Annotated in this window: 18 protein-coding genes and 2 pseudogenes; 11 read left to right on the forward strand and 9 right to left on the reverse strand. The window is 38.6% G+C overall.

The window, feature by feature from the left end:
* Positions 1 to 152 precede the first annotated feature (152 nt).
* The 3 genes and pseudogenes from L652_RS1000000125595 to L652_RS0106010 all read left to right on the forward strand — a co-directional run bounded on the left by L652_RS1000000125595 (position 153) and on the right by L652_RS0106010 (position 4,919).
* Positions 153 to 1,455, forward strand: a pseudogene (locus L652_RS1000000125595) (PAS domain-containing methyl-accepting chemotaxis protein).
* A 133-nt stretch (positions 1,456 to 1,588) separates the two neighbouring features.
* Complete coding sequence (locus tag L652_RS0106005) at positions 1,589 to 3,745, forward strand: TonB-dependent receptor (protein WP_024598260.1); 2,157 nt, start codon at positions 1,589 to 1,591, stop codon at positions 3,743 to 3,745.
* Positions 3,746 to 3,956: 211 nt separating this feature from the next.
* Positions 3,957 to 4,919: a TDT family transporter gene (locus L652_RS0106010; RefSeq protein WP_024598259.1), complete on the forward strand. Its 963-nt coding sequence runs from the start codon at positions 3,957 to 3,959 to the stop codon at positions 4,917 to 4,919.
* Positions 4,920 to 4,921: 2 nt separating this feature from the next.
* Here the strand turns inward: L652_RS0106010 and L652_RS0106015 are convergent, their stop codons facing one another.
* Entirely contained in the window at positions 4,922 to 5,113 is a 192-nt protein-coding gene (locus tag L652_RS0106015; protein WP_024597023.1) for a DUF2986 domain-containing protein, read from the reverse strand.
* Between the two features lie 249 nt (positions 5,114 to 5,362).
* On the opposite strand from L652_RS0106015, the gene L652_RS0106020 reads away from it, so the two are divergent.
* Positions 5,363 to 6,850 (forward strand): dipeptidase, encoded by a 1,488-nt coding sequence (locus L652_RS0106020; protein WP_024597024.1) that lies wholly within the window; start codon positions 5,363 to 5,365, stop codon positions 6,848 to 6,850.
* A gap of 70 nt (positions 6,851 to 6,920) precedes the next feature.
* Here L652_RS0106020 and L652_RS0106025 read toward each other — a convergent pair whose 3' ends face one another.
* Both L652_RS0106025 and L652_RS0106030 read right to left on the reverse strand, forming a co-directional pair.
* On the reverse strand, positions 6,921 to 7,706 hold the full coding sequence (locus L652_RS0106025; protein WP_024597025.1) for a putative porin: 786 nt from the start codon (positions 7,704 to 7,706) through the stop codon (positions 6,921 to 6,923).
* A 114-nt stretch (positions 7,707 to 7,820) separates the two neighbouring features.
* Complete coding sequence (locus L652_RS0106030; protein WP_024598258.1) at positions 7,821 to 8,588, reverse strand: EAL domain-containing protein; 768 nt, start codon at positions 8,586 to 8,588, stop codon at positions 7,821 to 7,823.
* 217 nt (positions 8,589 to 8,805) lie between these two features.
* Between L652_RS0106030 and L652_RS0106035 the strand changes: the two genes are divergently transcribed.
* The gene (locus L652_RS0106035) at positions 8,806 to 8,988 is read left to right on the forward strand and encodes a 2TM domain-containing protein (RefSeq protein ID WP_002958152.1); all 183 of its coding nucleotides are present in this window, start codon (positions 8,806 to 8,808) and stop codon (positions 8,986 to 8,988) included.
* Between the two features lie 76 nt (positions 8,989 to 9,064).
* Here L652_RS0106035 and L652_RS0106045 read toward each other — a convergent pair whose 3' ends face one another.
* From L652_RS0106045 to L652_RS0106075, 6 genes are all read right to left on the reverse strand, one after another.
* Complete coding sequence (locus tag L652_RS0106045) at positions 9,065 to 9,502, reverse strand: OsmC family protein (protein ID WP_024593544.1); 438 nt, start codon at positions 9,500 to 9,502, stop codon at positions 9,065 to 9,067.
* Positions 9,503 to 9,626: 124 nt separating this feature from the next.
* Complete coding sequence (locus L652_RS1000000124490) at positions 9,627 to 9,767, reverse strand: DUF2256 domain-containing protein (RefSeq protein WP_002958154.1); 141 nt, start codon at positions 9,765 to 9,767, stop codon at positions 9,627 to 9,629.
* Positions 9,768 to 9,769: 2 nt separating this feature from the next.
* A complete protein-coding gene (locus L652_RS0106055; RefSeq protein ID WP_024597026.1) occupies positions 9,770 to 11,299 on the reverse strand; it encodes a deoxyribodipyrimidine photo-lyase in 1,530 nt (509 codons plus the stop codon).
* A 445-nt stretch (positions 11,300 to 11,744) separates the two neighbouring features.
* The gene (locus L652_RS0106065) at positions 11,745 to 12,737 is read right to left on the reverse strand and encodes a carbohydrate kinase (RefSeq protein WP_002958156.1); all 993 of its coding nucleotides are present in this window, start codon (positions 12,735 to 12,737) and stop codon (positions 11,745 to 11,747) included.
* Positions 12,738 to 12,800: 63 nt separating this feature from the next.
* A complete protein-coding gene (locus tag L652_RS0106070; protein WP_024597027.1) occupies positions 12,801 to 15,389 on the reverse strand; it encodes a TonB-dependent receptor in 2,589 nt (862 codons plus the stop codon).
* A 234-nt stretch (positions 15,390 to 15,623) separates the two neighbouring features.
* A complete protein-coding gene (locus L652_RS0106075; protein ID WP_310736023.1) occupies positions 15,624 to 16,841 on the reverse strand; it encodes an ROK family transcriptional regulator in 1,218 nt (405 codons plus the stop codon).
* Positions 16,842 to 17,067: 226 nt separating this feature from the next.
* Here L652_RS0106075 and fucP point away from each other — a divergent pair, with 226 nt between their 5' ends.
* The 6 genes and pseudogenes from fucP to L652_RS0106105 all read left to right on the forward strand — a co-directional run.
* Positions 17,068 to 18,375: an L-fucose:H+ symporter permease gene (fucP, locus tag L652_RS0106080; RefSeq protein ID WP_029753314.1), complete on the forward strand. Its 1,308-nt coding sequence runs from the start codon at positions 17,068 to 17,070 to the stop codon at positions 18,373 to 18,375.
* A gap of 131 nt (positions 18,376 to 18,506) precedes the next feature.
* A complete protein-coding gene (locus tag L652_RS0106085; RefSeq protein ID WP_024597030.1) occupies positions 18,507 to 19,115 on the forward strand; it encodes a flavin reductase family protein in 609 nt (202 codons plus the stop codon).
* Between the two features lie 43 nt (positions 19,116 to 19,158).
* Positions 19,159 to 21,090: a S9 family peptidase gene (locus tag L652_RS0106090; protein WP_024597031.1), complete on the forward strand. Its 1,932-nt coding sequence runs from the start codon at positions 19,159 to 19,161 to the stop codon at positions 21,088 to 21,090.
* Between the two features lie 76 nt (positions 21,091 to 21,166).
* Entirely contained in the window at positions 21,167 to 22,822 is a 1,656-nt protein-coding gene (locus tag L652_RS0106095) for a YHYH protein (RefSeq protein WP_024597032.1), read from the forward strand.
* Positions 22,823 to 22,831: 9 nt separating this feature from the next.
* Positions 22,832 to 23,362, forward strand: a complete 531-nt coding sequence (locus tag L652_RS0106100; RefSeq protein WP_024597033.1) for a hypothetical protein — start codon at positions 22,832 to 22,834, stop codon at positions 23,360 to 23,362.
* Positions 23,362 to 23,672: pseudogene (locus L652_RS0106105) on the forward strand (two-component sensor histidine kinase); the annotation flags it as partial. The gene L652_RS0106100 and the pseudogene L652_RS0106105, both read left to right, overlap by 1 nt.

Here is a 23,672-nt window from a genome sequence, read left to right on the forward strand (position 1 = left end):
TAAAATAAAAAAACTATTTATAAAGCATGCATCTATAAGGTGTTAAATATTCGCCGAAAGGTTATTTAGAGCTTATATTTACAGTATAGTTACATATTTGTTTAACGTTATTCTGCTAATGTTTTTACTAATTTACTCCTTAAGGTTTTTATATGTTTGGTATTTCTAAAAGAAACGCAAAAATTGAAGAAATGGAGCTTCAATTAATTCAAAAACAGTCTATCTTGTCGGCAATTAACAAGCATGTGGCTTATATAGAGTTTACACCTGAAGGAATAATATTAGACGCAAATCAGTTATTTCTAGCTACTGTTGGTTACAACAAAGAGCAAATAATTGGCAAACATCATCGCATGTTTTGCGAACCTGAATATGCAAAGTCAGACGAATATAGCCAATTTTGGCAAGCATTAAAAACCGGAGATTCTAAATCAGGATCGTTTTTAAGATACAAAGCTAATGGCGATAAGCTTTGGCTTGAGGCAACTTACTTTCCTGTAGAAGAGCATGGCGTAGTCACTAAAGTGATTAAAATAGCCTCTGATATTACGACTAGTTACATACAACGAAAGGCACAAGAAGCGATAGCTAGTGCACTCGATAAAGCATTGGCTACAATAGAGTTTACCCCACAAGGTAATATTTTAAGCGCAAATCAAAACTTTTTAGCGACAGTAGGCTACAGCTTAAAAGATATTGTAGGTAAACATCATAAAATGTTTTGTACTGAAGTGTTTTATGAGAAAAACCCACACTTTTGGAATGAATTAGCGCAGGGGCAGTTTAAGTCAGGAAAATTTAAACGTATTGCCGCCGACGGCTCAGAAATTTGGCTAGAAGCTACTTATAACCCAATATTAGATAGCAAAGGTAATGTAATTAAAATAATTAAGTTTGCATCAAATATTACTGATCGTATACACAATAATAATGCAGTGACTGAAGCCGCTGCAATCGCGTATGAATCGGCGGNCGGTAGCTACAGCGCAAACCGCTAAAAAAGGTTCTGAGATACTACAAAGTTCTGTTGCAAACTCAGATGCCATTGTAAGCCAAGTTCTTAAGTCAGTTGATTTAATTAAAAATCTTAATGAACAATCAGCTGTAATAGGCTCCATTGTTTCTACAATCAGCAGCATTGCTGATCAAACTAATTTACTTGCACTCAATGCTGCTATTGAAGCTGCACGTGCTGGTGAATACGGTCGAGGTTTTGCTGTAGTAGCTGACGAAGTAAGGCAACTTGCAGCCAGTACGAGTAGTTCAACTAATGAAATAGCGACCGTTGTTAAAAATAACCAAGAGCTCACTAATGATATATCAAGGCAAATTACGTCGGTTTCAGACTCTTCAGAGCAAGGCCGAGAGCTTATTGCGAATGTATCTGAGGTTATTAAAGAGATTGAGCGAGGGGCTGATATTGTTTCTCAAACAGTCGCTGAGTTAAATACTTAATTTATTATATGACCTTTTAGATTAAACACGCCTAACAACATTCAAAATTGATAAAGTGCGACAATATGTCGCGCTTTTGCTTTTGCAGTTCACACTATAATTACGCCAATTATTACAGTGGCATAAATTAACAATGGTTTATAAAAGCAAAACTCAAAAAACTTACTTACTTTCCCCTGTCGCACTTTTTATTAGCGGTGTGCTATCTACTTTTGCATTTGCCGACGATACGTCTTTAGAAGTAATTGAAGTACACGGACATGCTCAAAATAAGCACTTAGCACTTGGTTCGTCAGAATCGTTATTAAGTGATTTAGGTGTCGACTTTTCAGCTGCGGGCGGCGTATCTAACCTACCTATTTTAAATGGTTTAATGGGCGACAGAGTTAAAGTGTTAATTGATGGCGCAGATGTAACCGCTGCATGCGCTAATCATATGAACCCGCCACTTTCGTATATCTCGGCTAATCAAATTACGTCTTATAATGTGGTTGCAGGCGTGTCGCCAGTGAGTGCGGGCGGCGATAATATTGCTGGCGTAATAAGCGTTAATTCTATTTCACCACAGTATAGCGATAGCAATGAATTAGGTTGGCACTCAGGTTATGTGTCAGCAAAGTACAGTAGTGTTGATAACGGACGTAAGCTTGGCGTAGGTGCACGTTTAGCAAGTGACAAGTTTAGTCTTAATTACCAGGGGTCGTTTAGTGATGCAGGTAGTTATGAAGACGGTAACGGCGATGTAGTGTTAGATACATTGTATCGAGCACAAAATCATAGTTTAACCGCAGCTATGCGCGATGATAAACAGCAATTAGTTATAAAGCTAACGCATCAAAAAATCCCATATCAGGGATTTGCAAATCAGTATATGGATATGACCGATAACACCAGCTACGGTGCAATAGCTCAATACAAACGCTCCTTTGAAAACAGCGAGCTTGAAGGGCAAGTCAACTGGCATAGCGTAAAGCACGAAATGGGTTTTTTCAGTGAAGAAAAAACAGGCATGATGCCAATGAAAACTGATGCACAAGATATAAGTTCGCAGTTAAAATGGCGTATTGCGCTAGATAAAAACAGCAGTATTTTACTCGGCCAAGAATATTACAATTACAGCGTTGATGATTGGTGGCCAGGTATTGAAGGCTCAACCATGATGGGACCAAACGATTACGTAAATATAAATAATGGCAAACGAGAGCGCATAGCAGCATTTGCTGAATATGAGAACCCAATAAATACAAAACTGTGGTTAAACGCAGGCGTACGTATTGAAAGTATTAATACCCAAGTAGGTGAGGTTCAGCCTTACAACGACGGTATGAGCATGATGGATATGGACGATATGAGCAGTATGGATACTATGACCATGAGCGATACGTCTACAGATAATACAGTTGCTGCACAGAACTTTAATGCTGGCGACAGAGATAAAACCGACACTATAGTTGATGCTAACTTATTAATTAACTACCAAATAACAAATTATGATGAGCTGCAATTTGGTCTTGCCCGTAAAAACCGCGCGCCTAATTTATACGAGCGATACAGCTGGGGCGTAAGTAATATGGCAACCACCATGATTGGTTGGTATGGCGATGGTAATGGCTATATTGGTAACCCTGATTTAGACGTTGAAACAGCGCATACTTTAAGTGCTACTTATATTAAATCGGCTAAAGATGACCGTTGGCGATTAAGCACCAATGTTTGGTATACCGATGTGAATGATTATATTGATGCTGATATTGTAAGAAGCTTCAATAGTTATGACTTGGACAACACTGCGCGTAACATTTTGCAGTTTACTAATGTAGATGCCATTTTATATGGTGCTAAAATAGATTTAACAGCCAATATTTATGAATCTAAGGATTTAGGTAACTGGCAGTTACACGCTAATGTTACTAATACGAGAGGCAAGCGCGACGATACTAACCAGCCGCTTTATCAAATTAAACCACTGCAAACCCAGCTAGGTATTAGCCAGCAAATAGGTCGGTTTGAAAACGCATTATCTTGGCAGTGGGTAGATACTAAAAGCCGTGTAAATAATAATCGTTTTGAAAACCAAACAGACAGCTACAGCTTGGTTAATTTAAGCTCAAAAGCCACATGGGATTCATTAACGCTAAGCGCAGAAGTGAGTAACGTGTTTGATGAGTACTACCAACTCCCACTAGGCGGCGTAAGTATTGCAGCACTTAAACAAGATAGCAGCAACGGGTTTGAACAACTTGCTGGGCAGGGGCGTTCATTTAATGTAAGCATTAGTTACGCGTTTTAACTAAATTAAATTTTAAAATAAAGTAAAAGCCATAACTGTGTTATGGCTTTTTTCATACGCTTTAATATGTAAGCCGTAAACTTATTTTTATGAAATATTTGTACGCAAAAAGCGTTCTATTAAGCACGCTTGTACTAATTTTACAGCGTTATTTTAAGGCAATGCAGTAAAAAGCAGTAACTTGTTCATCACCCAATGATTAGGAAATACAGTGTTTAAGCAATTTAAAAATAAAGTGATGGGTGCGCCAACAGCTATGGCCGGTTTAGCTTTGGGTATTGCCAGTATGGGGGGGACATGGGAAAACGTTTTTAATTTAAACTCCCAAGGGCAATTTTTGGGAGCGGTATTAGCTGGCGTATTAGTTTTACTTTTGGCTGCTAAGTTTTTACTACACCCTCATTTATTAAAAGCCGATTTAGCACACCCAGTTGCAGGAAGTGTGATCCCTACATTTGCAATGGCTAATCTTGTTATTTCAAACTCAATTGGGCAATTTAACCCATTGGCTGGTGATATTATGTGGGTTTTAGCTTTTGTGCTGCATCTCACATTTTTGGTGAGCTTTTTATACCAGCGAGCAAAAAAGTTTAACTTTGAGGATATGGCGCCCAGCTGGTTTGTGCCACCAGTAGGGATAATTATTGCAGATGTTACTTTTTCGGGAAATCCGACATTAGCGTGGTTAGCTTATAGTGCGCTGGTTATTGGTATATCAACGTACGCGATAATGCTGCCAATTATGTTTTATCGTTTTTTATTAGCCTTAAAAAGTGACTACGAAATACAGCCAACACTTGCCATTTTAGCTGCGCCTGCCAGTTTAACATTAGCGGGGTATTTTCATATTGTAGCTAATCCATCACTTGTTATAGTGGGGGCATTATTTATATTAGCGATAATAAAAACACTGATTGTTTATGTGTTATTTATAAAGTTATTAAGCAGACCTTTTACGCCGAGCTACGCTGCTTTTACATTTCCAATGGTTATTGGGGCAACTGCATTATTTAAAATGGCTGATTGGATGCAAAGTATAAACCTCGCAATGCCATATGTAGATACAGTTAATTACTTAGCCACGTTTGAACTTATAGTTGCCACGACAGTGGTATGTTATGTAAGTGGTCGCTACTTTTGCCACTTTAAATTATCAAAGCAACAGGTAACATAAAGCTACTCTTGGGTTGCCTGTGGCTCATTACTTTCTTGTTCAGCTAGTTTTTCGCGCTCAGCTTTTGATACATAAGACGGTTTGTTGCTTTTATGCAATTTAGCGTTAGTGCGTTTATCTTTTTTTTGAAATTTAGTGACGATTTTTTTACGACGGTTCACAATTAAATACCCTGTTAATTTTAAGTCGCGCATTATACAGTCATCCTCATAAAAGCTGCTATATAAATATTTAACATGAACTCTGGGCAAGAGATTTACTTGGCCTATTGCAAGTAAGTTCAACGCAGTTAGCGCTGAAAATAGCTGCTTGAGATAGATTTATTATCCAGAGTTCCGGTTATTTACCTTAAGTTACCTGTGTGTTTGGCGTAAAGAGCTATAAGTAGGCACTTCATAGCGTTATAATTACCGCTCTTAGTTATTAATTAAATGGGAATTGTTTTGAAAAAGTTAGCTTTAGCCAGTATTGCTTTATTTGCATTTGGCGCTCATGCGCAGTTAAATAAAAATATTGATAGCGTTGCCGATTACGCAGTAAATACCTACCAAAATGCTCAAATACACACACTAACTAACTTAGTGGCTTTTCCGACGGTTAATAAAAGCGACATTAGCACTCCTCAAAATCCCGATTTTATTGGCTTTAAAGCACTTTTAAAAATGAAAGCCGCAGAGCTTGGTTTTGACTACCAAGATTTAGGCTACACCGTATTAATTGGTATGGGCGAGCAAAGCGAAAAAGTAACGGTAGTAACCCACGGCGACGTGCAACCTGCTAATGCAAGCAAATGGAAACAAAGCCCTTTTATTATTGATACATCTGAACCGGGTAAATTAGTTGGTCGTGGTACTGAGGACGACAAAGGTGCAATAGCAACAGCGCTTTACGCCATGAAAGCAATTAAAGATAAAGGCATAGAGCTTGATAACCGCATAGAGCTGATGATTTACCTAGCTGAGGAATCTGACTGGGGCCCATTGACCGAGTTCATGAAAACTTACGATCAACCAAAGTATGCCGTAACCATTGATGCATCATACCCTGTAGTGGTTGCCGAGAAAGGCTGGAGCTTAATTGCACCTACTTTTAATGCAACATCACCACAAACGGGTTTATATGTAAAGGATGTAACTGGTGGTGCGTTTAGAAGTCAAATTCCAGAAGATGCCAGCTTAGTGCTTCACAATGCAGACGCGGCACTTATTAATACATTAAAAGCAAAAGCTAAAACATTAAATAAAGTTGAATTTAACTTTAGTGAAAAAAGTAATGGCTTAGCAATAAGCGTTAAAGGTATGTCGGCGCATTCATCTGAGCCGGAGTCGGGTATAAATGCTATTGCTTATTTAGCTGAGTTATTTAAAGGTGTGGAGCTTGAAAATAACAGTGACGGCGAGCTAATCGACTTTGTGAATCAGTTAATTGGTTTAGACATTCACGGTAAACAATTTGGCGAAATAGCTTACAAGCACGACTTTATGGGCCCAATGACAGTGGCACCAACCGTTATTGAGCGCGATGGTAATGCGCTAACACTTGCTGTAAATGCACGTCGTCCAATGGGTAAAGATGAAGCTGTATTACAAAAGCAAATTGATGATGCACTCGCTAATTGGCAAGCTACTAACAATGTAACACTTGCTAACATAGAAACAATTATTGGCACACCTATGCTACTTGATGGCGCGCCACATGCGCAAAAGCTGCTTGATATTTTCAAGCATTTTACGGGCGACGAAAAAGCTGACTTTGTATCAATAGGTGGTGGCACTAACGCAAAGCTGTTTGATAATGCGGTATCGTTTGGCCCTTCAATGCCGGGTAAGCGCTACACAGGTCACTCAGAGCATGAATTTATGACACTTGAGCAACTTGAACTGAATTTACGTATGTACACAGCAATGATGATAGAGCTTGGTAATATGTAGTTATAGTTGTTTAGTAAAAGCCGCCTTGGTTAACTGAGCAGACCCAGCAAGGCGGCTTTTTTTGTGTTTATTAAAACTGGGCTACAAAGCTAAGGTTGTATACATCGTAGTTATCATTATCAGTGTAATTAGCTGTGAAGTAGTAGCTATCATTAATAAAGTACTTACCTTCAATAACTAAATCAGAGTCGTTTGAGCCAATACCGACTGCAACATGTTTATTGAAGTAATAGTTTGCGAGCACATTAAAAACTGAGTCGTCGCCAACATCTAGATAGTCAACATTTACAGCAAAATAGCTGTCATCATAAAGATGGGCAAAGTAACGTGATGATAGGTCCCACGACTCTGTTTCATCATCTGTTTCAACAGTAAAACCAATGTAGTCGGTGTCGTTAATTTCATGATTATACTGAGCTTTAAACAAATAAACTGTATCGCTATATTCATAATCTAACATACGTACAGATACTTTTAGTGAATCAGCAAATAAGTAACCTAAACCTAGTGAATAGTTGTCGGCATCACCAATATTAGGTAGTTCAAAAGTTGCAAAAGCATTGCCGTAAAAACCTTCTCCAAAAATACCTTTTCCACTATAACCATCTGAATTAAAATAATTTAAGCCTATATTGCTATCTGTATCTAAGTAGCCAAAATCATCCCACACACCTGAATTTTGCTGCTTCTCAAAGTAATAGTGAGTTGATAACCCGTACACATCATCGTTGTAATAATCAGAATCAATTTTTGCGTAGTTTATAGAGTTAAACCATTGTTTTGATTCTGACTGCTCAGCGTTTACAGACGCTGTGCAGCTAAGTGTGAGTAAAGTGAGTGGCATTAAAAAGCGCATAAGTATCCCTTCTTATAATTGAGTAAACTTGTTACTAAAATGGGTATTATATTAATGCAGTTTTATAAGGAAATTAAATAATTGTAATAAAGTGTTTGCATATTGTAGGTTTTCCTAATTAAAAACGTAGGTTACCTCAGGCAAGTTTTCGAAGCTTGGTTTGGCAAATAAATACCCTTGCATAAGCTCAACACCTGCGTTTTTTAGCCACTTATATTCTTCTACTGTTTCAATTCCTTCAGCCAGTGCGGTAATGTTTAAGTCGCGAAACATATTTAAGCAATGAGTTACTATTAATTGGCGTTTTTTATCGTTGTTAATATTGCGTATGAGCGCCATATCAAGCTTGATAATATCTGTTTGAAAGTCAGCCAGTAGATTTAAACCAGAATAACCTGCACCAAAGTCATCGGTAGCCGTTTTAAATCCGAGAGACTGGTAGTAATCAACAACGCGTTTAATGTGTGCGGTGTCTTCTATTTTTTCTACTTCAGTAAATTCAAACATAATATTTTGAATAGGAAAGTTATACTTTTTTGCAGCTTCTAGTGTGGTGCGTATACATCGTTCTGGTTTATAAATAGCATTAGGTAAAAAATTAATACTTAGCATTGATGTTATGCCCAGCTTTGCGGCTAGTTGAATGGCTTTAATACGGCAAAGCTGATCAAATGCATAGCGGTTGTCTTCATTCACTTTTGAAATAATTGAATAAGCAGACTCGCCATTTAAACCTCTAACCAATGCTTCATAGCCATAAATTAGGCGAGTTTTACAGTTTATAATCGGTTGAAAAGCCATAGAAAAATCAAATTCAAGATCGTTGGCGTCAGCACAATTACTACATGTCACTTTTTCACAATCTTTTGATTTTTCGATCACTTAGTTCACCCTCTGATGTTTATTTTTAAAGTTAGTTGAGGGTAGATCCTAACACAAATAGATTAAAGTATTAGTTTATATTTTTTTTAACATAATAAGTGATTGTTTATATGTGAGTAATATGATGACTAATGTCATGCTATTTAATGACATTTGGCAGGGGTTTACATTTCGTTTTTATATAAAAATAGATTTATACATTATCAGGAGGATAAACATGAATACATCAACAACAATATTTCAAAGTTTTAAACAGTATGCAGTTGCTTTAGTGTTTTTAGGATTAATTAATTTAATTACATCACCAAACACCTTATGGGTGATTTGGCCCGCGCTTGGCATGGGGATCGCTTTATTATCTGAAGTCTTAGGTATAAGCAGCTCTAAAAAGGTATCTTGATGATTAGTAAGCCAAGTAATAATTTACTTGGCTTTAATTTAATGTGCTTTATTTACAGTAATCTAAACCTAAATATTTAAAATGCTGATTGAAGTGTCGCATCTAGTGATATTTCGGTATTTAAGAGTTTTGAAATAGGGCAGCTCTTTTTGGTTTGCTCACATAAAGCTTGAAACTGCTCGTTTTGAATATCATCAATACGCGCTTTTACCTCAAGGGCAATATGCGTCACCGAAAAACCATCATCTACTTCATCAAGGCTTACAGTGGCTTTAGTATCAATTTTATCTGCGGTAAAGCCTGCATCACCTAATGCAAGTGAAAGCGCCATACTAAAACATGCACTGTGCGCTGCACCTACTAATTCTTCAGGGTTTGAGCCCGCCTCATCTTCAAAGCGGGTATTAAAACCATAAGGTTGTTTATTAAGCGCGCCACTTTGAGTTGATATGCTACCTTTGCCTGTTTTAATGTCGCCAGACCATGTTGAACTTGCCGTTTTTTTAATCGTCATCATCTTCTCCTTGCTAGAGTGTAAGCTTTTCAGGTTATCTAAGCGTTATTTACAAAATAAACTTATATAAAGCCTTAAAAGCACTAATTACTGATGATGTTGCAAAATAGGCGCCAGTTAATTGTTACCCCTGTTTATTTCGCTTACAGCGCTCTGAACAGTAAATAACGTTATCCCAGTCGCGCTGCCATTTTTTACGCCACGTAAAAGGTTTATTACAAATAGGGCATATTTTTTGAGGTAAGTTTAGTTTTTTGTGCGCCATGCTTACTTAGCCTTACTGTTATTTTTAGTATCCGTTTTACTTTTTGTTCGAGTAACTTTTTGAGTACCCCCAACGTGCTTTTTAAGAATTTTCCCTATGGCACCTTTAACATCGGCTCGCTCACGGTATTGCCATAAGCGTTCGCGTGCTTCTTTTGAGGCCGCTGTTAAATCAAGCATGGGTTCAGGGTAATCCTCCCCTAACTTAAAGTCGTTAAAGAGTGCTTCCATTGGAGTTTGCTCCCAAGGCTGATGTAAATATTCAATAGGGAGTTTTTCAAGCTCGGGGCACCACTTTTTAATAAACGAACCTGTTGGATCTTGATCTTCTGATTGCTTAATTGGGTTGTAGTGCCTAATGGTATTAATACCTGTGACCGAGGCTTGCATTTGAATTTGCGGATAATGAATCCCTGGCTCAAAATCTAAAAAGTAATTAGCGAGCGGAAAGCTTGCTTGCTGCCAACTTATATTTAAATGATGGGTTACAAAGCTTACAAGCATGGCGCGCATTCTAAAGTTTATATAACCGGTGGCTTTTAAGCAGCGCATGCAAGCGTCAATAATGGGAATACCTGTTTGACCTTGCGCCCAGCGTTCAATATCGTTTTTAACATGTTCATCATCGCGATACGGAAATACGTGATAACCCGAATTAAGGGCTAAAAATTCCATAGAGCATTCGCTTTCAAACTTTTGCATAAAGTGGCAGTGCCAATGCAAGCGCGATACAAACGCAGCAAGCGGGCGCTTCCAGCCTCTTTTATCGGGGTGCTTTGAGTGATATTCATCAATTGCCATTTGATACACTTGCCTAAGGCTAATGTTCCCCCACGCTAAATAAGGCGAAAGCCGAGAGCAATGGGTTTGGCTTAAACTTGGGCTCGATATTCCTTTTTGATAACCTTTACCGCGCTCGGTAAAAAAGCTCTGCATTACTTGGCGTGCATGCAACGGGCCGCCTTGTTGAAAGCTGTCGTGATCTTGCGTGTAAGCGCTTGGCAGCTCAGGTGCTTGGTAGTTATTGAGGGTAATTGTTTTTATACTCTTCCAATTAGGAACAGCAATAGGTGCTTGCATTGTTTGCTGCCAGCGTTCATTCCAGTTATTACGATTTTTTTTGCCGCGAATAACCGCGCCTGTTTGCGACTCTTGCCAATTAATGTGGTTATGCTGGCACCATACTTTTATTGCCTTATCGCGCTCAAAGGTGTTGTTTAAGCCTATTTCTTGATGGCTAAAAATATTAACTATTTCAAACTGCGTCTTTATCGACTCAAGTAAATCGTTCATATTTAAATTAAATATATAAACACAGGCGTTAAAACGCGCTAGCTGATTATTTAACTCAACTATCGATTGATACACAAAGCGCCAGTGCCGCTCATTGTAGTGTGCATCTTCGAGCAGTAATGGCTCAAAGTTATAAAATAACAGGGTCGGTAAGCCATTACTAAATGCATTTTTTAATGGTTGATGATCGCTAAGACGTAAATCACGTTTAAACCACACGATGTTTATTTTTTCTTTCATACTGGCAATATTAAAACCGTGGCATTATAAATAATAGGACAAAACCAATACGTATTAAATGTAAAAGAAGACTAGTGTAAAAACGATTTTGATATAGGCAACTCATGTTAAGGTGATACTAAAATGAGTCGCCAATAAAAGAAGTATTATAAATAGGGAGAATTACCGTGATACTTAAGCAATTTTGGCACTTGCAGTCATGTGAGAGTACACCTATTAAAGCTTCACCAATTGCAACTACTTCCATTATCTTTTCCTAAAACTTGCGAGGGTATCGCTTTGTATGACGATACCCTCAGTTAGGGTAAAATTAAAAACGCTTACCAATAGTAAAGCTAAAGACACGAGATATGACAACGCGCGCATTAAATATAATTGATTGATCTGCTACCGTTTCACCTGAGTGAAACTTCCCTCTGATAAGTTTCCTGAGTTATTTAGGTTTTTAACATCGACACGAAGATTTAAGGGTACTCGCCGAGATATCATGGAATGTAGGTAGGGCATCAAAGGCTCCAAACGTTGCTACTGTTTTGGCTCCGCACTTAGTAGCAAAGTCGATAGCCTTTGAAACGTTAGTAAAGTTACTTGCCCAGTCAGTAAATTCTGTTTTATTACTCACTAGCGAAGATATTTGATATAAAAAACCACCTACAAACGCATCGCCTGCAGCTGTGGTATCCACAACATATGCCTGAGGGCAAGGATAAGTACCACTAAATGAGCTAGATGAAAAAGTAATAGGCTCGCCACCATCGGTCATTAAAACTAAAGCTACGCCACTATCTACCCAACTTCTAATGGTGGTATCAATATGCTCTATTCCATAAAGCGAGATCAGCTCATCTTTACTCGCTTTAATAACATCAACTGTTTTAGCAACATCCTCAATAACAGATTTAGCTGTGAGTGGTTCATCCCAGAAGGCTGAACGAAAGTTAATGTCAAAGCATGTAACCGAGCCTGATTCTTTAAAGTGTTTTAGCGCATGTAAGGTTGTATTTAATACTAAAGGTTTTGCAAAAGAGCCTGAACAAAAACTCACAATTTTAGGTGTTGAAAATAAAGAGGGCTCTAAATCGGTTATTTGTAAATCGTAATGTGCAGCATCTTTATCGTAAAATTCAAATGTACGTTCACCGTTTTCATCCAACGATACGAACGCGAGTGCCGTCTTCCCTTTTTTTGAAAAGCCAACATAAGATGTGTTTACATTATACATTTTGAGTGCATTTATTAAAAAGCGACCAAATTTATCATTGCCTACTTTACCAAGCAAATAACTTGAACCACCAAGCTTTGCTACGGCTACAGCAACATTAGCGGGTGCGCCTCCGGCAAACTGTGTGAAGTCTAGTTCGCTATTTGATGCCTTATTGTGCATGCAGTCATGTGAGAGTATATCTATTAAAGCTTCACCAATTGCAACTACTTCCATTATATTTTCCTAAAAATTGCGAGGGTATCGCTTTGCATGACGATACCCTAGATTAGAGTAAAATTAAAAACGCTTACCAATAGTAAGGCTAAAGGTACGAGGTAAGACAACGCGCGCATTAAATGTAGTTGCTTGACCTGCTACCGTTTCACCTGCGCGAGGATCCCCCTCTGATAAGCCTTCTGAGTTATTTAGGTTTTTAACATCGGCACGAAGGTAATAACCGTCTTCGTTTTCAAGGGATAAACCAAGGTTTAACATGCCATACATAGGCAGTTCTGCTGTGTTGGCGTCGTCGGCATAACGTTTACCGCTCCAAGAGTAGCTACCATGAATAGCTGCCATACCCCACGAAAAATCTTCAAACTGATAGCTACTAGTTAATTGGCCAAAGTGCTTAGGCACACGTACAGGTAAGTTGCCGTTTATATCAATAGAGGCAGAGCTTCCATTAGCATCCAAGTATTGCGCCGCTGGTGTGTTTACAAATTCGGGTGATTGGTACGTTGCAGATACACCAATGCGCCAGTCTTGGGTGATTTGCAGGTTAAATTCGGCTTCTACACCTAAGGTTTCTGTGTTTCTAAAGGCTTGACGTTGCACTACTTGACCATTTTCAACAGTAGGTACATTAAAGAATAAATCATCCGCAGCGGCGAAATAACCGGTTACAAATGCTGCGACATCACCTTCGTTATATTTAATGCCCACCTCGGCCATTACCGTTGAAGCTGGTTGTGTTTCGCGTCTCTCAGAGTTATTAAATTGATTAATTTCCTCTTGACTAGTTAGGTTGGTAATCGCCATGTATTTATCTACATCAGGCATACGAAAACCATCTGCATATCGAGTGAATACCGCTAAGTCGTCGTTAAATTTGTAGTTAGCTGCAATTGTCCATGCCATTTCGTTGTATTCAACATCAAAGTTTCGGTAAGTCCCATCACCAAAGGGCAGGGTAATATTCCCATTGACGGTATCAGTATCGCTGGCAAAACTGTCAATTGTGTAATTAGCTTGGTTTTGCGCTTCCCCATCTGCTTTGAGGGTTTCGTACCTTAGGCCCAGATTAAACGACACATCTTCAAGCTCGTATTCAAAGTCAGCAAAGGGCGCAAGGGTATTTTCACTATAAACAATATCGGCAAAACCATGTGATCCAGCCTGAATACCTTTGTAAGTACCGCTGGCAATGTCAAGACCTTGTGCATCTGTAAATACAACATCTAAGCGCTGCGGCAGGGGCTCTACTGATTGCAGTGTATTAATTCGATAGTCGGTAACATGGCCATTAATATTAGAGAAGAATAAGCCAAAATTAGCATAAAGAGTCCCTTCGCCTACATCATCAAAGGTGTAGTTGAATCTGGTTTCGTTTTGAAAGTTATCGCCTTCAAAACGTCTATGCCAAAAGCCTGCGTTTATTCCGTATCCATTGGTGTTGTAGGTATTTACGTTGCTTGAATCAGCCAATACAAAGCCGTTTCCTGCATCGCGTATATCGTAACTTAGGTTACCATCAACCATGGCACCTGCAAGGACATCAGTATTTGCAGCATATATAGCTTGTGCTTTACTAGCTAACGATTCGGCGTTACCTACGTTAATGATGCCGGTAAAGGTTGTTAGCATATCGGTATAACGCATTTGATTTGAAAAGACTAAGTTTTCGTTGATTTCAATTTCGGTTGTATTGCCAAAGTAGGTCACATTAGCGTAGTTACCATCTGCAATATCCAAATCAATGTCGCCGCTTGGGGTGTTATTAAGAGTTAATAAACGCGCACCTGCTGAGTTACCGGTGGTGCCATCTCTGATATCCATCCCGCCTGGGATTGTTTTAGCATTGGTGGTTGAGCCTATTAATGGCTGAGGAATAAAAAAGAATGATCTATCGTTTTGTTTATTAAACTCAAAGCGGGTAAAGCCGCTGCCATCTTTAAAAAAGTGCTTAATATTGCCATTAAGCTCACCACCTTGGTTAGCTGTATACCCCGGATCGCGTGCGGAGTCATCCTTGCGATACCAAGCGCCAACAGCATAGGTTGTCTGATCGTCTATTGATCCGCTAACCCAACCTTGTCCACCTAGGCGGTTGTTGCTGTTGGTTTCAAAAAACACATCACCTTGGGTATCATCGGAGCCTTCACGAGAAATAAAATTAATAAACCCAGCTGGCGCGCTACCAACAAAAATTGACGAGGCACCACCACGAATAGCTTCAACGCTGCCAACAAAATTAGACAAACGGGTAAAGCGATCATTTTGAGTAAATAAAATATCTTGATTATAAAACACGGTCATACCATCACGAAGTAGTGCTGTAAACTCTGTTTGCGTTGATAACGGAAAGCCTCGTGGGGCTACGTTGTTACCGGTTTCTCCACCGGTGTCTTCGGCATGAAAACCAGGAATACTTCGCACTAATTCAGCAACACTGTGCGGAGCCAATTGCTCTAACTTTGCTTCGTTAAAGGTAGTTATTGCATTAGTTGATTCGATTTTCTCTTTTGGCCGAGATGTTCCCGTTACAATGATGCGCTCAAACCCTAAATCACTTTTTGCTTCTTGTTGCTCTTGTGACAAGACGCTAGGGGATATGGATAGACCTACAGCGACTGCAATTAGAGTCATTTTTGCTGATACTTTCATTTTTCTGTTCTCTCTTTGTTGTGTGTGTATACAAATTTGCGGTTTTATTAATCAAACATGTCAGTGTTATCAAATTTGTAAATAGAATGTAGAGAACTTAAAATAATAAATCAACTATTATTACTTATTATTTTTTGTACAGCTTTTTGATTGTTTAAGTGAATTTTTTACCTCTGATAAAAAATAAATAAGCAGCCAACGTTACCGATGGCTGCTTTTTAACTTTAAAGTATATTAGTGGTGTGAAAGGCTTGCGTGATCTTGAGAAAAGTTGATAAGTAACGGAAGGTTAGCGCAGCCTACTGATTGAGCCTTGGCGCCAATAGAGCCACTTTGTACTTCACAGCGATTAATACCGCGATGATCAGCCTGGCTCAATTTTAACTTTGTTGCCAAAACTATTTTTTCTCTGACATTGATAGGAATGGCGCCATCAATGACAATTGCCTCAAAATCAAAAATAGCTAAAGAACACAATGCCGCGTAGGCGAGGCCATCTGCAACTTGGTCTATCCACTTATCGAGTACGGGGCCTAAGTCTCCCCAATACTCTTTTGAACTCCATAGTATGTCAGTATTGTAGCCATCACCTTTGAGCATTTTTTCGAGAATATACAGTGATGATTGCATAATAAGTTGTTGGGAGGTTAGTTGTCCTTCTCTATTAAGCATAGGCCTAGGTAATGAACCTATAGCGCCGGCATTACCTTTTTTACCAGTAAATAAGGTTTCGTTTATAACAACTCCACCACCAATAAAAGTACCAATAAAAATATATAAAAAATCGCTAAAACGAGCAGGATTACCAAAGCTTAATTCAGCTGAACAAGCCGCAGTATCATCATTACATACATACACGGGAAGGTGTACAATTTGATTTATTTTTTCTTTAAAATCAAAAGACTTCCATTCATTCAATACTGTTTTTGGAGCGCCGGCTTCTTCTGTCCAGTTCCAAATTTCGTAAGGGGTTGCAACACCCACACCTAAGATACGCTTGGCTAATTCGTCACTTAAGCTCATTTTAAGTACGCTGATCCCTTTCTCTAAAAAGGTTAGCAAGCTCTGTACTGTGGGGTAAGCGCAGTTTTCGTGCAAAGTTGCGCGTATATTTCCTACTAAGTCAATCAAGGTTAAATCAAAACTGCGACGACCTACTTTTAAGCCAATTCCAAATGCACCATCTGGATTTAACGCAAATGGGATGGTTGGTTGGCCAACCTTACCACGCTGAGGGTCTTTCCGTATTAATAACGATTCGGCTTCTAAACTATTGATAATTACTGTGACGGCCTGTGCTGAAAGCCCTGTTTTTTGTGCAATTTCAGCTTTTGGAGCACTACCGTGTTGGCGAATTAATGACATAATTCGGCGTTCATTATGAGCACGCAGGCCAGATTGGCTTCGGCCTTCTTGTAAAGAGAGTCGAGGGTTTTTAGATTTGATAATTATTCCTACCTAGTTGTTATTATCTTGAATAACCTGATTAATTGTACACCGAGTGTGTGTAATTGGCGACTATATTAGCTTTATTGCCGGGTTCATTTCTTATTATTAAATTTACGACAGAGTATAAATAAGTCACAGGAGGTCAATAAATAACTATAGTTGATTTATTGACGGAATGATATTTAACTGGTTAAATGCTTTACTTAACATTAACAACTGAGACACGGCAATGACCACACACACACACACACAAACACCTCTTGTCTCCAAGGAGATGGTGGTTCCCTTTATTTTACTTGTTCTGTGCTTTGCTGCATGGGGAGCTGCGGCAAACATGACTGATCCGCTAGTAAAAGTGTTTAGTAAAATTTTTACTATGTCGTCAGTGCAGTCTGCATTGGTACAATTTAGCTACTATGGAGCTTACTTTTGCCTAGCTATTCCGGCGGCATATATCAATAAACGCTTTTCGTATAAAACAGGTGTGTTAACCGGTTTAGGGATGGCTGCAATCGGAGCATTTTTGTTTTATCCCGCCAGCCAAGCAATGACTTATGGTTTTTTTTTAGTGGCTTTGTTTGTGTTAGCTGGAGGCTTATCTATTTTAGAGACATCAGCAAACCCTTATGTAATGGGAATGGGCACCCAACAAGGTGCAACTCGCAGGTTGAATTTGGCGCAATCATTTAACCCTGTCGGTACTAACATTGGTGTTTTTTTAGCCGCCACCCTTATTTTACCAAAGCTCAATACCGCAACCTCTGGTGAGCGCACAAATATGAATAGTGAGCAATTAACTAGCATTATAAGCGCAGAACTTGATGCAGTTATGGTGCCTTATGTTGGTATGGCTTGTGTGTTGGTTTTTATTTGGTTGGCAATTGCGTTTACTAAAACACCTAATTTTTGTAAGCAAAAAAAAGTCTCTAAGCATGTAGAATTTAGTGCAACGTTTAAGCGCTTGTTTAAAAATACCCATTACCGCTTTGGTGTTATCGCCCAGTTTTTTAATGTTGCGGCGCAAACTTGTGTATGGACATTTACCATCCAGTACGTAATGGAGGCACTCGATACAAATGAAGTTACTGGGGGAAGTATTTTACAATACAGTATGATCACCTTTTTAGTTTCTCGATTTGTAATGACCTGGCTTATGGGATTTATTCGTCCTGCCAAACTGTTAATGGCAACCTCTATTATTGCAATGCTGCTGTGTTTTTATATGGTGAAAATGCCAAATATAAGTGGCGTATGGGCGCTGGTAAGTATATCGGCTTGCTTGTCGTTAATGTTTCCAACTATTTACGCGATTTCACTACATGGGTTAGGCGATGATGCAAAACTAGGTGCTGCTGGTTTAGTAATGGCTATTTTAGGTGGAGCGATAGTTCCTGTATTCCAAGCTGTGTTTATTGATACATACAGTGTCGCGTTTTCTTATGTTGTGCCTGCGGGGTGTTTTATTATTGTTGCAGCTTATGCTGCATTTGATTTAAAAACAAAAGTCAGAGTATTCAATAATGTAGCGCCTTGCTAAATGGATTGAAAACCGAGCCTGAAGGCTCGGTTTTACTTTTTAACTTTTCTCATTTGTAAATCTTCTTTAACCCCAACCTTCATCGGATTAAGATATTAGGCATGTTGATATTCTTATTTAGTTGAAAAAATATGTTTTTAGATCTCACCGAAAATACCAACCAAAATGTTTACTCTTACTTAGTAGGCGGTATCAGCCCAAGGCCTATCGCATGGATAAGTACATTAAATAGCGAAGGTAGTGCAAATATTGCGCCTTATTCATTTTTTACTGTGGCTAGTTGCAAGCCAGCTGTTTTAAGTGTTACGCAAGTAAACCCTAGTGATAAAACGAATAAAGATACGCTTAGTAATCTAATGGCAACTAAAGAATGTGTGGTTAATATTGTCAGCCAAGAGCTAGTTGAAAAAATGAACCAAAGTTGTGCAAATTATCCTAGTGATATAAGCGAGTTTGATGCAGCTAACATTGCCCAAGCTCCAAGTAAGTTAGTTAACGCGCCAAGCGTTGCCGATTCAAAAGTACGGTTTGAATGTAAGTTACGCGAAGTTATTAGTATTTCAAATGAGCCTGGCGGTGGAAAAATGATGTTGCTGGATGTAGTGGGTATTTGTATAGACGATGAAGTGATGAGTGGTGGCTATATTGACCCTGAATTATTAAATGCAGTGGGCAAAATGGGCGGCGATTACTTTAGTACAACCAAAGATAAGTTTTTGCTTAAAAGGCCACAGTTGTGAAATAATCGTTTACCTAGGAATATAATAATAAAAGGATTTACGAATGTTTAAGTACATTTTCACTTTGTTAATTGCTTTGCAAAGTTTTGGCTCTTTTGCCACACAAGATAAAAAACTACCTATAGAGGTTTTTGCAGGCTTAAAAGATTTTAGCCAAGTGAAGCTATCTCCCAATGGTAAGAACCTCGCTTTTATAAGAAACCATCAAGGGACTTTAATCTTAATGGTTAAAAACTTGGAGACGGGGGTTACAACACCAATTATAAACTCAAATAACCATACAGTGTTTTTTGATTGGTATAACTGGGCAAATGATGACGTACTGTTACTTGGTGCTCGCTATATAAAATATCAGTTTGGCGGAGTTAAATATACATCAACGCTTATGTATGCGTATAACTTTAAAAATGATAAAGGTCTTAAATTAGCTTTTAAAGCCAACACAGTAAGAGATGAAATCCAGCCACAATATTCAGACCGAATTGTTAGTTTTTTACCTGAAAAAGAAAATAAAATTTTAGTTCAAGGGGATTTTAAAATAGCAAATACCCCAGCAGTTTATGAGTTAGATTTAACCACATTACGTAAGACACAAATACAAAGACCACGCAGTAATGTAGTTACTTGGTTTGCCGACAGGCAAGGTAAAGTTCGTATTGCAAAAAAAATGGACGATACGCAATTTACTTACGATTATTTTGATGAGAATAAACAGTCGTGGGAAACTTTATTTGATTATGAGGTTTTTAGTAAGCAAAGTATTTCTATATTAGGGTTTGATAAAGACTCTAATTTTTTATACATCACTGCGTTACATGAAGGGCGCGATGCATTATTTAAACTCAATTTAACGACTAAAGCTCGCGAGCTAATTTACAGTAATAGTAAATATGATTTTGATGGGTCTATTTTTTATTCACAACAAACTGGCGAAGTTGCAGGCTTTACTGATTCACATTTAGATGATGGTATTAAATATTGGGATAAAGACTTAGATAAATTACATCGTTCTTTGCGCGTATCACTCCCTAAAGATGAATATAAATTAGACATTGTAAGTACCAGTAAAGATCAGCAAAAATATATACTCTATATCAGCTCAGACAAAACGTCTGGTAGTTATTTATTTGGGGATAGAGTAAAAAAGCAGGTGAGTGCAATTGCTGATGTTTATCCGCAAATAGATGCCTCTGTATACAGAGGCAAAAAGCGCATTAGCTACAAGGCAAGAGATGGCTTGAAAATAGAAGGCTATCTAACTCTACCAGTAGAATATAAAGAAGGTGATAAGTTACCAACAATTATATTTCCACATGGCGGCCCCATGGCAAGGGATTATGCTAATTTTGATTACTGGACAGCTTTATTAGCCTATAACGGATATGCTGTTTTACAGCCTAATTTCCGTGGTTCGAGTGGCTATGGGCACGACTTTTTAATGCAGTCAATTCAAGGTTTTGGTTTGGCTATGCAAGATGACTTGCAAGACGGTGCAAACTGGTTAATTGACCAAGGAATAGCACAAGCAGATAGCATTTGTATTGGTGGTGCTAGCTATGGTGGCTATGCAGCGTTAATGGCTGTAATTAAGCACCCAGAAACGTTTAAATGTGCAGCTAGTTTTGCTGGGGTAAGTGATTTACAGTATTTAGTGAGTAAAGCACGACACTTTACAAACAAAAATATCGTTAGAAAGCAGTTTGGAACTGATGATGATTTACTAGAAGCTAATTCTCCAGTGAATTTTGCTAAAAAAATAACAAGACCAATATTGCTTGTACATGGAACTGACGACAGTGTAGTACCTGTTTATCATAGTAGAGAAATGCAGGATGAACTTGATGATGAAGCAAAAGATGTTACTTATATTGAGCTTGAGGATGGCGATCATTACTTATCTTATCAAGAACACAGAGTTAAAACTCTTCAGGCATTTTTAGACTTTTTTGATAAACATTTGAAAAAAAATAAATAACCAGACTCCAGTTAAATAGCAAAAAGACAACTTAGGTTGTCTTTTTTTGATCACAATTTTCCTTTGTTTGTGCACATTGTTTGCACTTTTACTTGTTAACTTTGTTTTATTAAACGTTAAAGTAAAGGTTCAAGCATTGAAAACACTTCTTAAAACAAAAGCTGCTAATGCAACTAAGTTATTTGCGTTAAGTGCGCTTTGTATCGCTTTAAGCGCATGTAATAGCGATTCAACAAGTACTGCAACAGACGGCGATACAGTCAGTAATAGTGTTCCAACGGTTGACGCTGGTATTGACCAAACTGTTAATGCGGGCGATACCGTTTATTTAAGTTCAATGGTTGAAGATGACGGTGAAGTATCGGTTAGTTGGTCACAAACATCAGGCACTACCGTTAGTTTATCTTCAAGTACTGCAACGTCTACAGAGTTTGTTGCACCTGAAGTTTTAACCGATGAAGCACTTGTATTTGAAATTAGTGCAGATGATGGCACAAACGATGTCGTTGTAGATACAGTTATAGTTAATGTTATTGCTTCATCAGACTCAGATACAGTTGATAATAGTGCAAAACTTACCAGCTGGTTAATTAACAACGATACAACTTCTACATACATACAAAATAATGGTGCAGTGGTTGAAGATGTTCAATCAGTTGAGGTTGTTAGCGTTACTGAGGAAGATGCTGACGTTGAATACATGTATGTGCAAACTACTGACATTCCTAAATATGATGTAACGCTTACACAAGACCAAGTAGACGCGTTAAATAACCGCCCGCGTGCAGCTACCGATTTTTATAACGGTGTAACTTCTGCAGCAGTAGGGCAAACCATTTCCTTTGGTGAAGATATTGGCTATAACAGCAGCACTGAAAACTGTGATGACACAGGCGGTGCAGGTTATTGGCCTCCAGGACCGGGTTGCCCAACAGAACAAGCGGTTGAAGCGTATTTTCCGCTAACACCTACCGATTTATCTGACGCTGAAACTTGCGAAACAGGTTTAGGTACAGTTGGCTTAATGGTTAATGGCACCAGTATATTTAACTGGGGCGATGGTATGAGCTACGGAAATAATATTTGGTATACATTAGCGCCCATTGCTGAGCAATATGATGTTGATGTGTGTGGCGGACATGCTGCTAACGGTGAATATCATCACCATTTTTATACTAGTTGCTTAGCTGATTTACTCGAAGATGATGGCGATGCGCATTCACCTATCTATGGGTTTGCAGCTGATGGCTATCCGCTTTATGGTCCTTATGAAAGTAACGGACAACTAGCATTAAGTGGCTGGGAAATGCGAGATTACGGTGCACCTACAAGTGAAGGGGGTTGTGGTACTGAGGGTGAGCGAAGCTGTACCTTAGTTGATCAATACGATGTTAGCCAAGGTACACAAACAAGTGATGCAGGTCCTGCTATAGGTGCACAAGTAACGACGCTCTCTGGTAATACATTGAATGCCGACGATGGTTATTACTTTGAAGATTATTACTACGCGCAAAAAACAGTAACCGGTGCTCAATTAGATGAGCATAACGGCCACGATACTAATGATGGTAAGGGTTATCACTACCATATAACACTAACGTTAGACAGTGATGGTAAATTACAGCCTTCTTTTCCTTATCAAATAGGGCCTCGTTTTAAAGGTCAATTAGCCGCTAATTCAATTGGTCGCTGTGATACTGGCGAAACAATGGGTCCACCACCGGGAATGTAAGGAGTAACTATGCGTTATTTTAAATACGCATTGATCCTAACAACTGCTGCGCTATTGAGCTTCAAGCTCTTTGCGCAGCAGGAAATGATGGATCATAGCCATATGCCTATAGCTGTGCCAAATGACACGCCAATCCCGGCATTAAGCCTTAAGTTATTAAAAGATAGTATGTCGGGTTATAACTTAATTTTAGATACACAGCGTTATGATTTGTCTGTGCCGCCAGAGGGCACGATGAACATGCAACAAATGATGGGCGTGACAACAAACCAAGACACCGGTTTTTTACAAGGTCATGCTCATTTATACATTAATGGGGTTAAAATACAGCGAATTTACGGACAAGCGTTGCATTTACCTGCTAACTTATTTAAAACTGGTATAAATACCGTATCGGTTACTTTAAATAATCATGGTCATATGTATTGGACCGCTCAAGGTAAAAAAATAGTTGCTACGCTGTATGTTAACGACCAAACCAAAGAGTTTATAACATACCGATTTGAGAGCTTTCCTAGCAAGGTTGAAAACACGCATTAATGAAAATTCATAATAAACTTTTTTTAATACTATTTAGTTTTACCTTTAGTGTTATTGCAGGGCTGGTGGTTCTTATACAGTGGAGCATAGGGCAAGGCGTAATTGATTTTGTTAATGCAAAAGAGGTGAAAGCGCTTGAACCACTTGTTGTGCAATTTGCAAAGCAATATGAACAAACACCCTCATGGGAGCGTGTTGTCGGCAATGGCGAAAACTTTAGAAAACGTGTTGAATCGCAATTAGAAAATAGCCAGTTTTTGCCTAGGCCACAAGAAGGTCCAGGTCCGCGTGGGCGAATGATGCGACGACC

This window comes from Pseudoalteromonas sp. TB25 (genome assembly GCF_000497995.1).
Taxonomy (GTDB): Bacteria; Pseudomonadota; Gammaproteobacteria; order Enterobacterales; family Alteromonadaceae; genus Pseudoalteromonas; species Pseudoalteromonas distincta.

Excerpts from the sequence above, each read along its gene's own strand:
- L652_RS0106035 (WP_002958152.1), top strand. The coding sequence starts at position 8,806 with ATGAATACATCAACAACAATATTTCAAAGTTTTAAACAGTATGCAGTT.
- L652_RS0106070 (WP_024597027.1), bottom strand. The coding sequence starts at position 15,389 with ATGAAAGTATCAGCAAAAATGACTCTAATTGCAGTCGCTGTAGGTCTA.
- L652_RS0106065 (WP_002958156.1), bottom strand. The coding sequence starts at position 12,737 with ATGGAAGTAGTTGCAATTGGTGAAGCTTTAATAGATATACTCTCACAT.
- L652_RS0106100 (WP_024597033.1), top strand. The coding sequence starts at position 22,832 with ATGCGTTATTTTAAATACGCATTGATCCTAACAACTGCTGCGCTATTG.
- L652_RS0106090 (WP_024597031.1), top strand. The coding sequence starts at position 19,159 with ATGTTTAAGTACATTTTCACTTTGTTAATTGCTTTGCAAAGTTTTGGC.
- L652_RS0106005 (WP_024598260.1), top strand. The coding sequence starts at position 1,589 with ATGGTTTATAAAAGCAAAACTCAAAAAACTTACTTACTTTCCCCTGTC.
- L652_RS0106025 (WP_024597025.1), bottom strand. The coding sequence starts at position 7,706 with ATGCGCTTTTTAATGCCACTCACTTTACTCACACTTAGCTGCACAGCG.
- L652_RS0106055 (WP_024597026.1), bottom strand. The coding sequence starts at position 11,299 with ATGAAAGAAAAAATAAACATCGTGTGGTTTAAACGTGATTTACGTCTT.
- fucP (WP_029753314.1), top strand. The coding sequence starts at position 17,068 with ATGACCACACACACACACACACAAACACCTCTTGTCTCCAAGGAGATG.
- L652_RS0106015 (WP_024597023.1), bottom strand. The coding sequence starts at position 5,113 with ATGCGCGACTTAAAATTAACAGGGTATTTAATTGTGAACCGTCGTAAA.
- L652_RS0106045 (WP_024593544.1), bottom strand. The coding sequence starts at position 9,502 with ATGACGATTAAAAAAACGGCAAGTTCAACATGGTCTGGCGACATTAAA.
- L652_RS0106085 (WP_024597030.1), top strand. The coding sequence starts at position 18,507 with ATGTTTTTAGATCTCACCGAAAATACCAACCAAAATGTTTACTCTTAC.
- L652_RS1000000124490 (WP_002958154.1), bottom strand. The coding sequence starts at position 9,767 with ATGGCGCACAAAAAACTAAACTTACCTCAAAAAATATGCCCTATTTGT.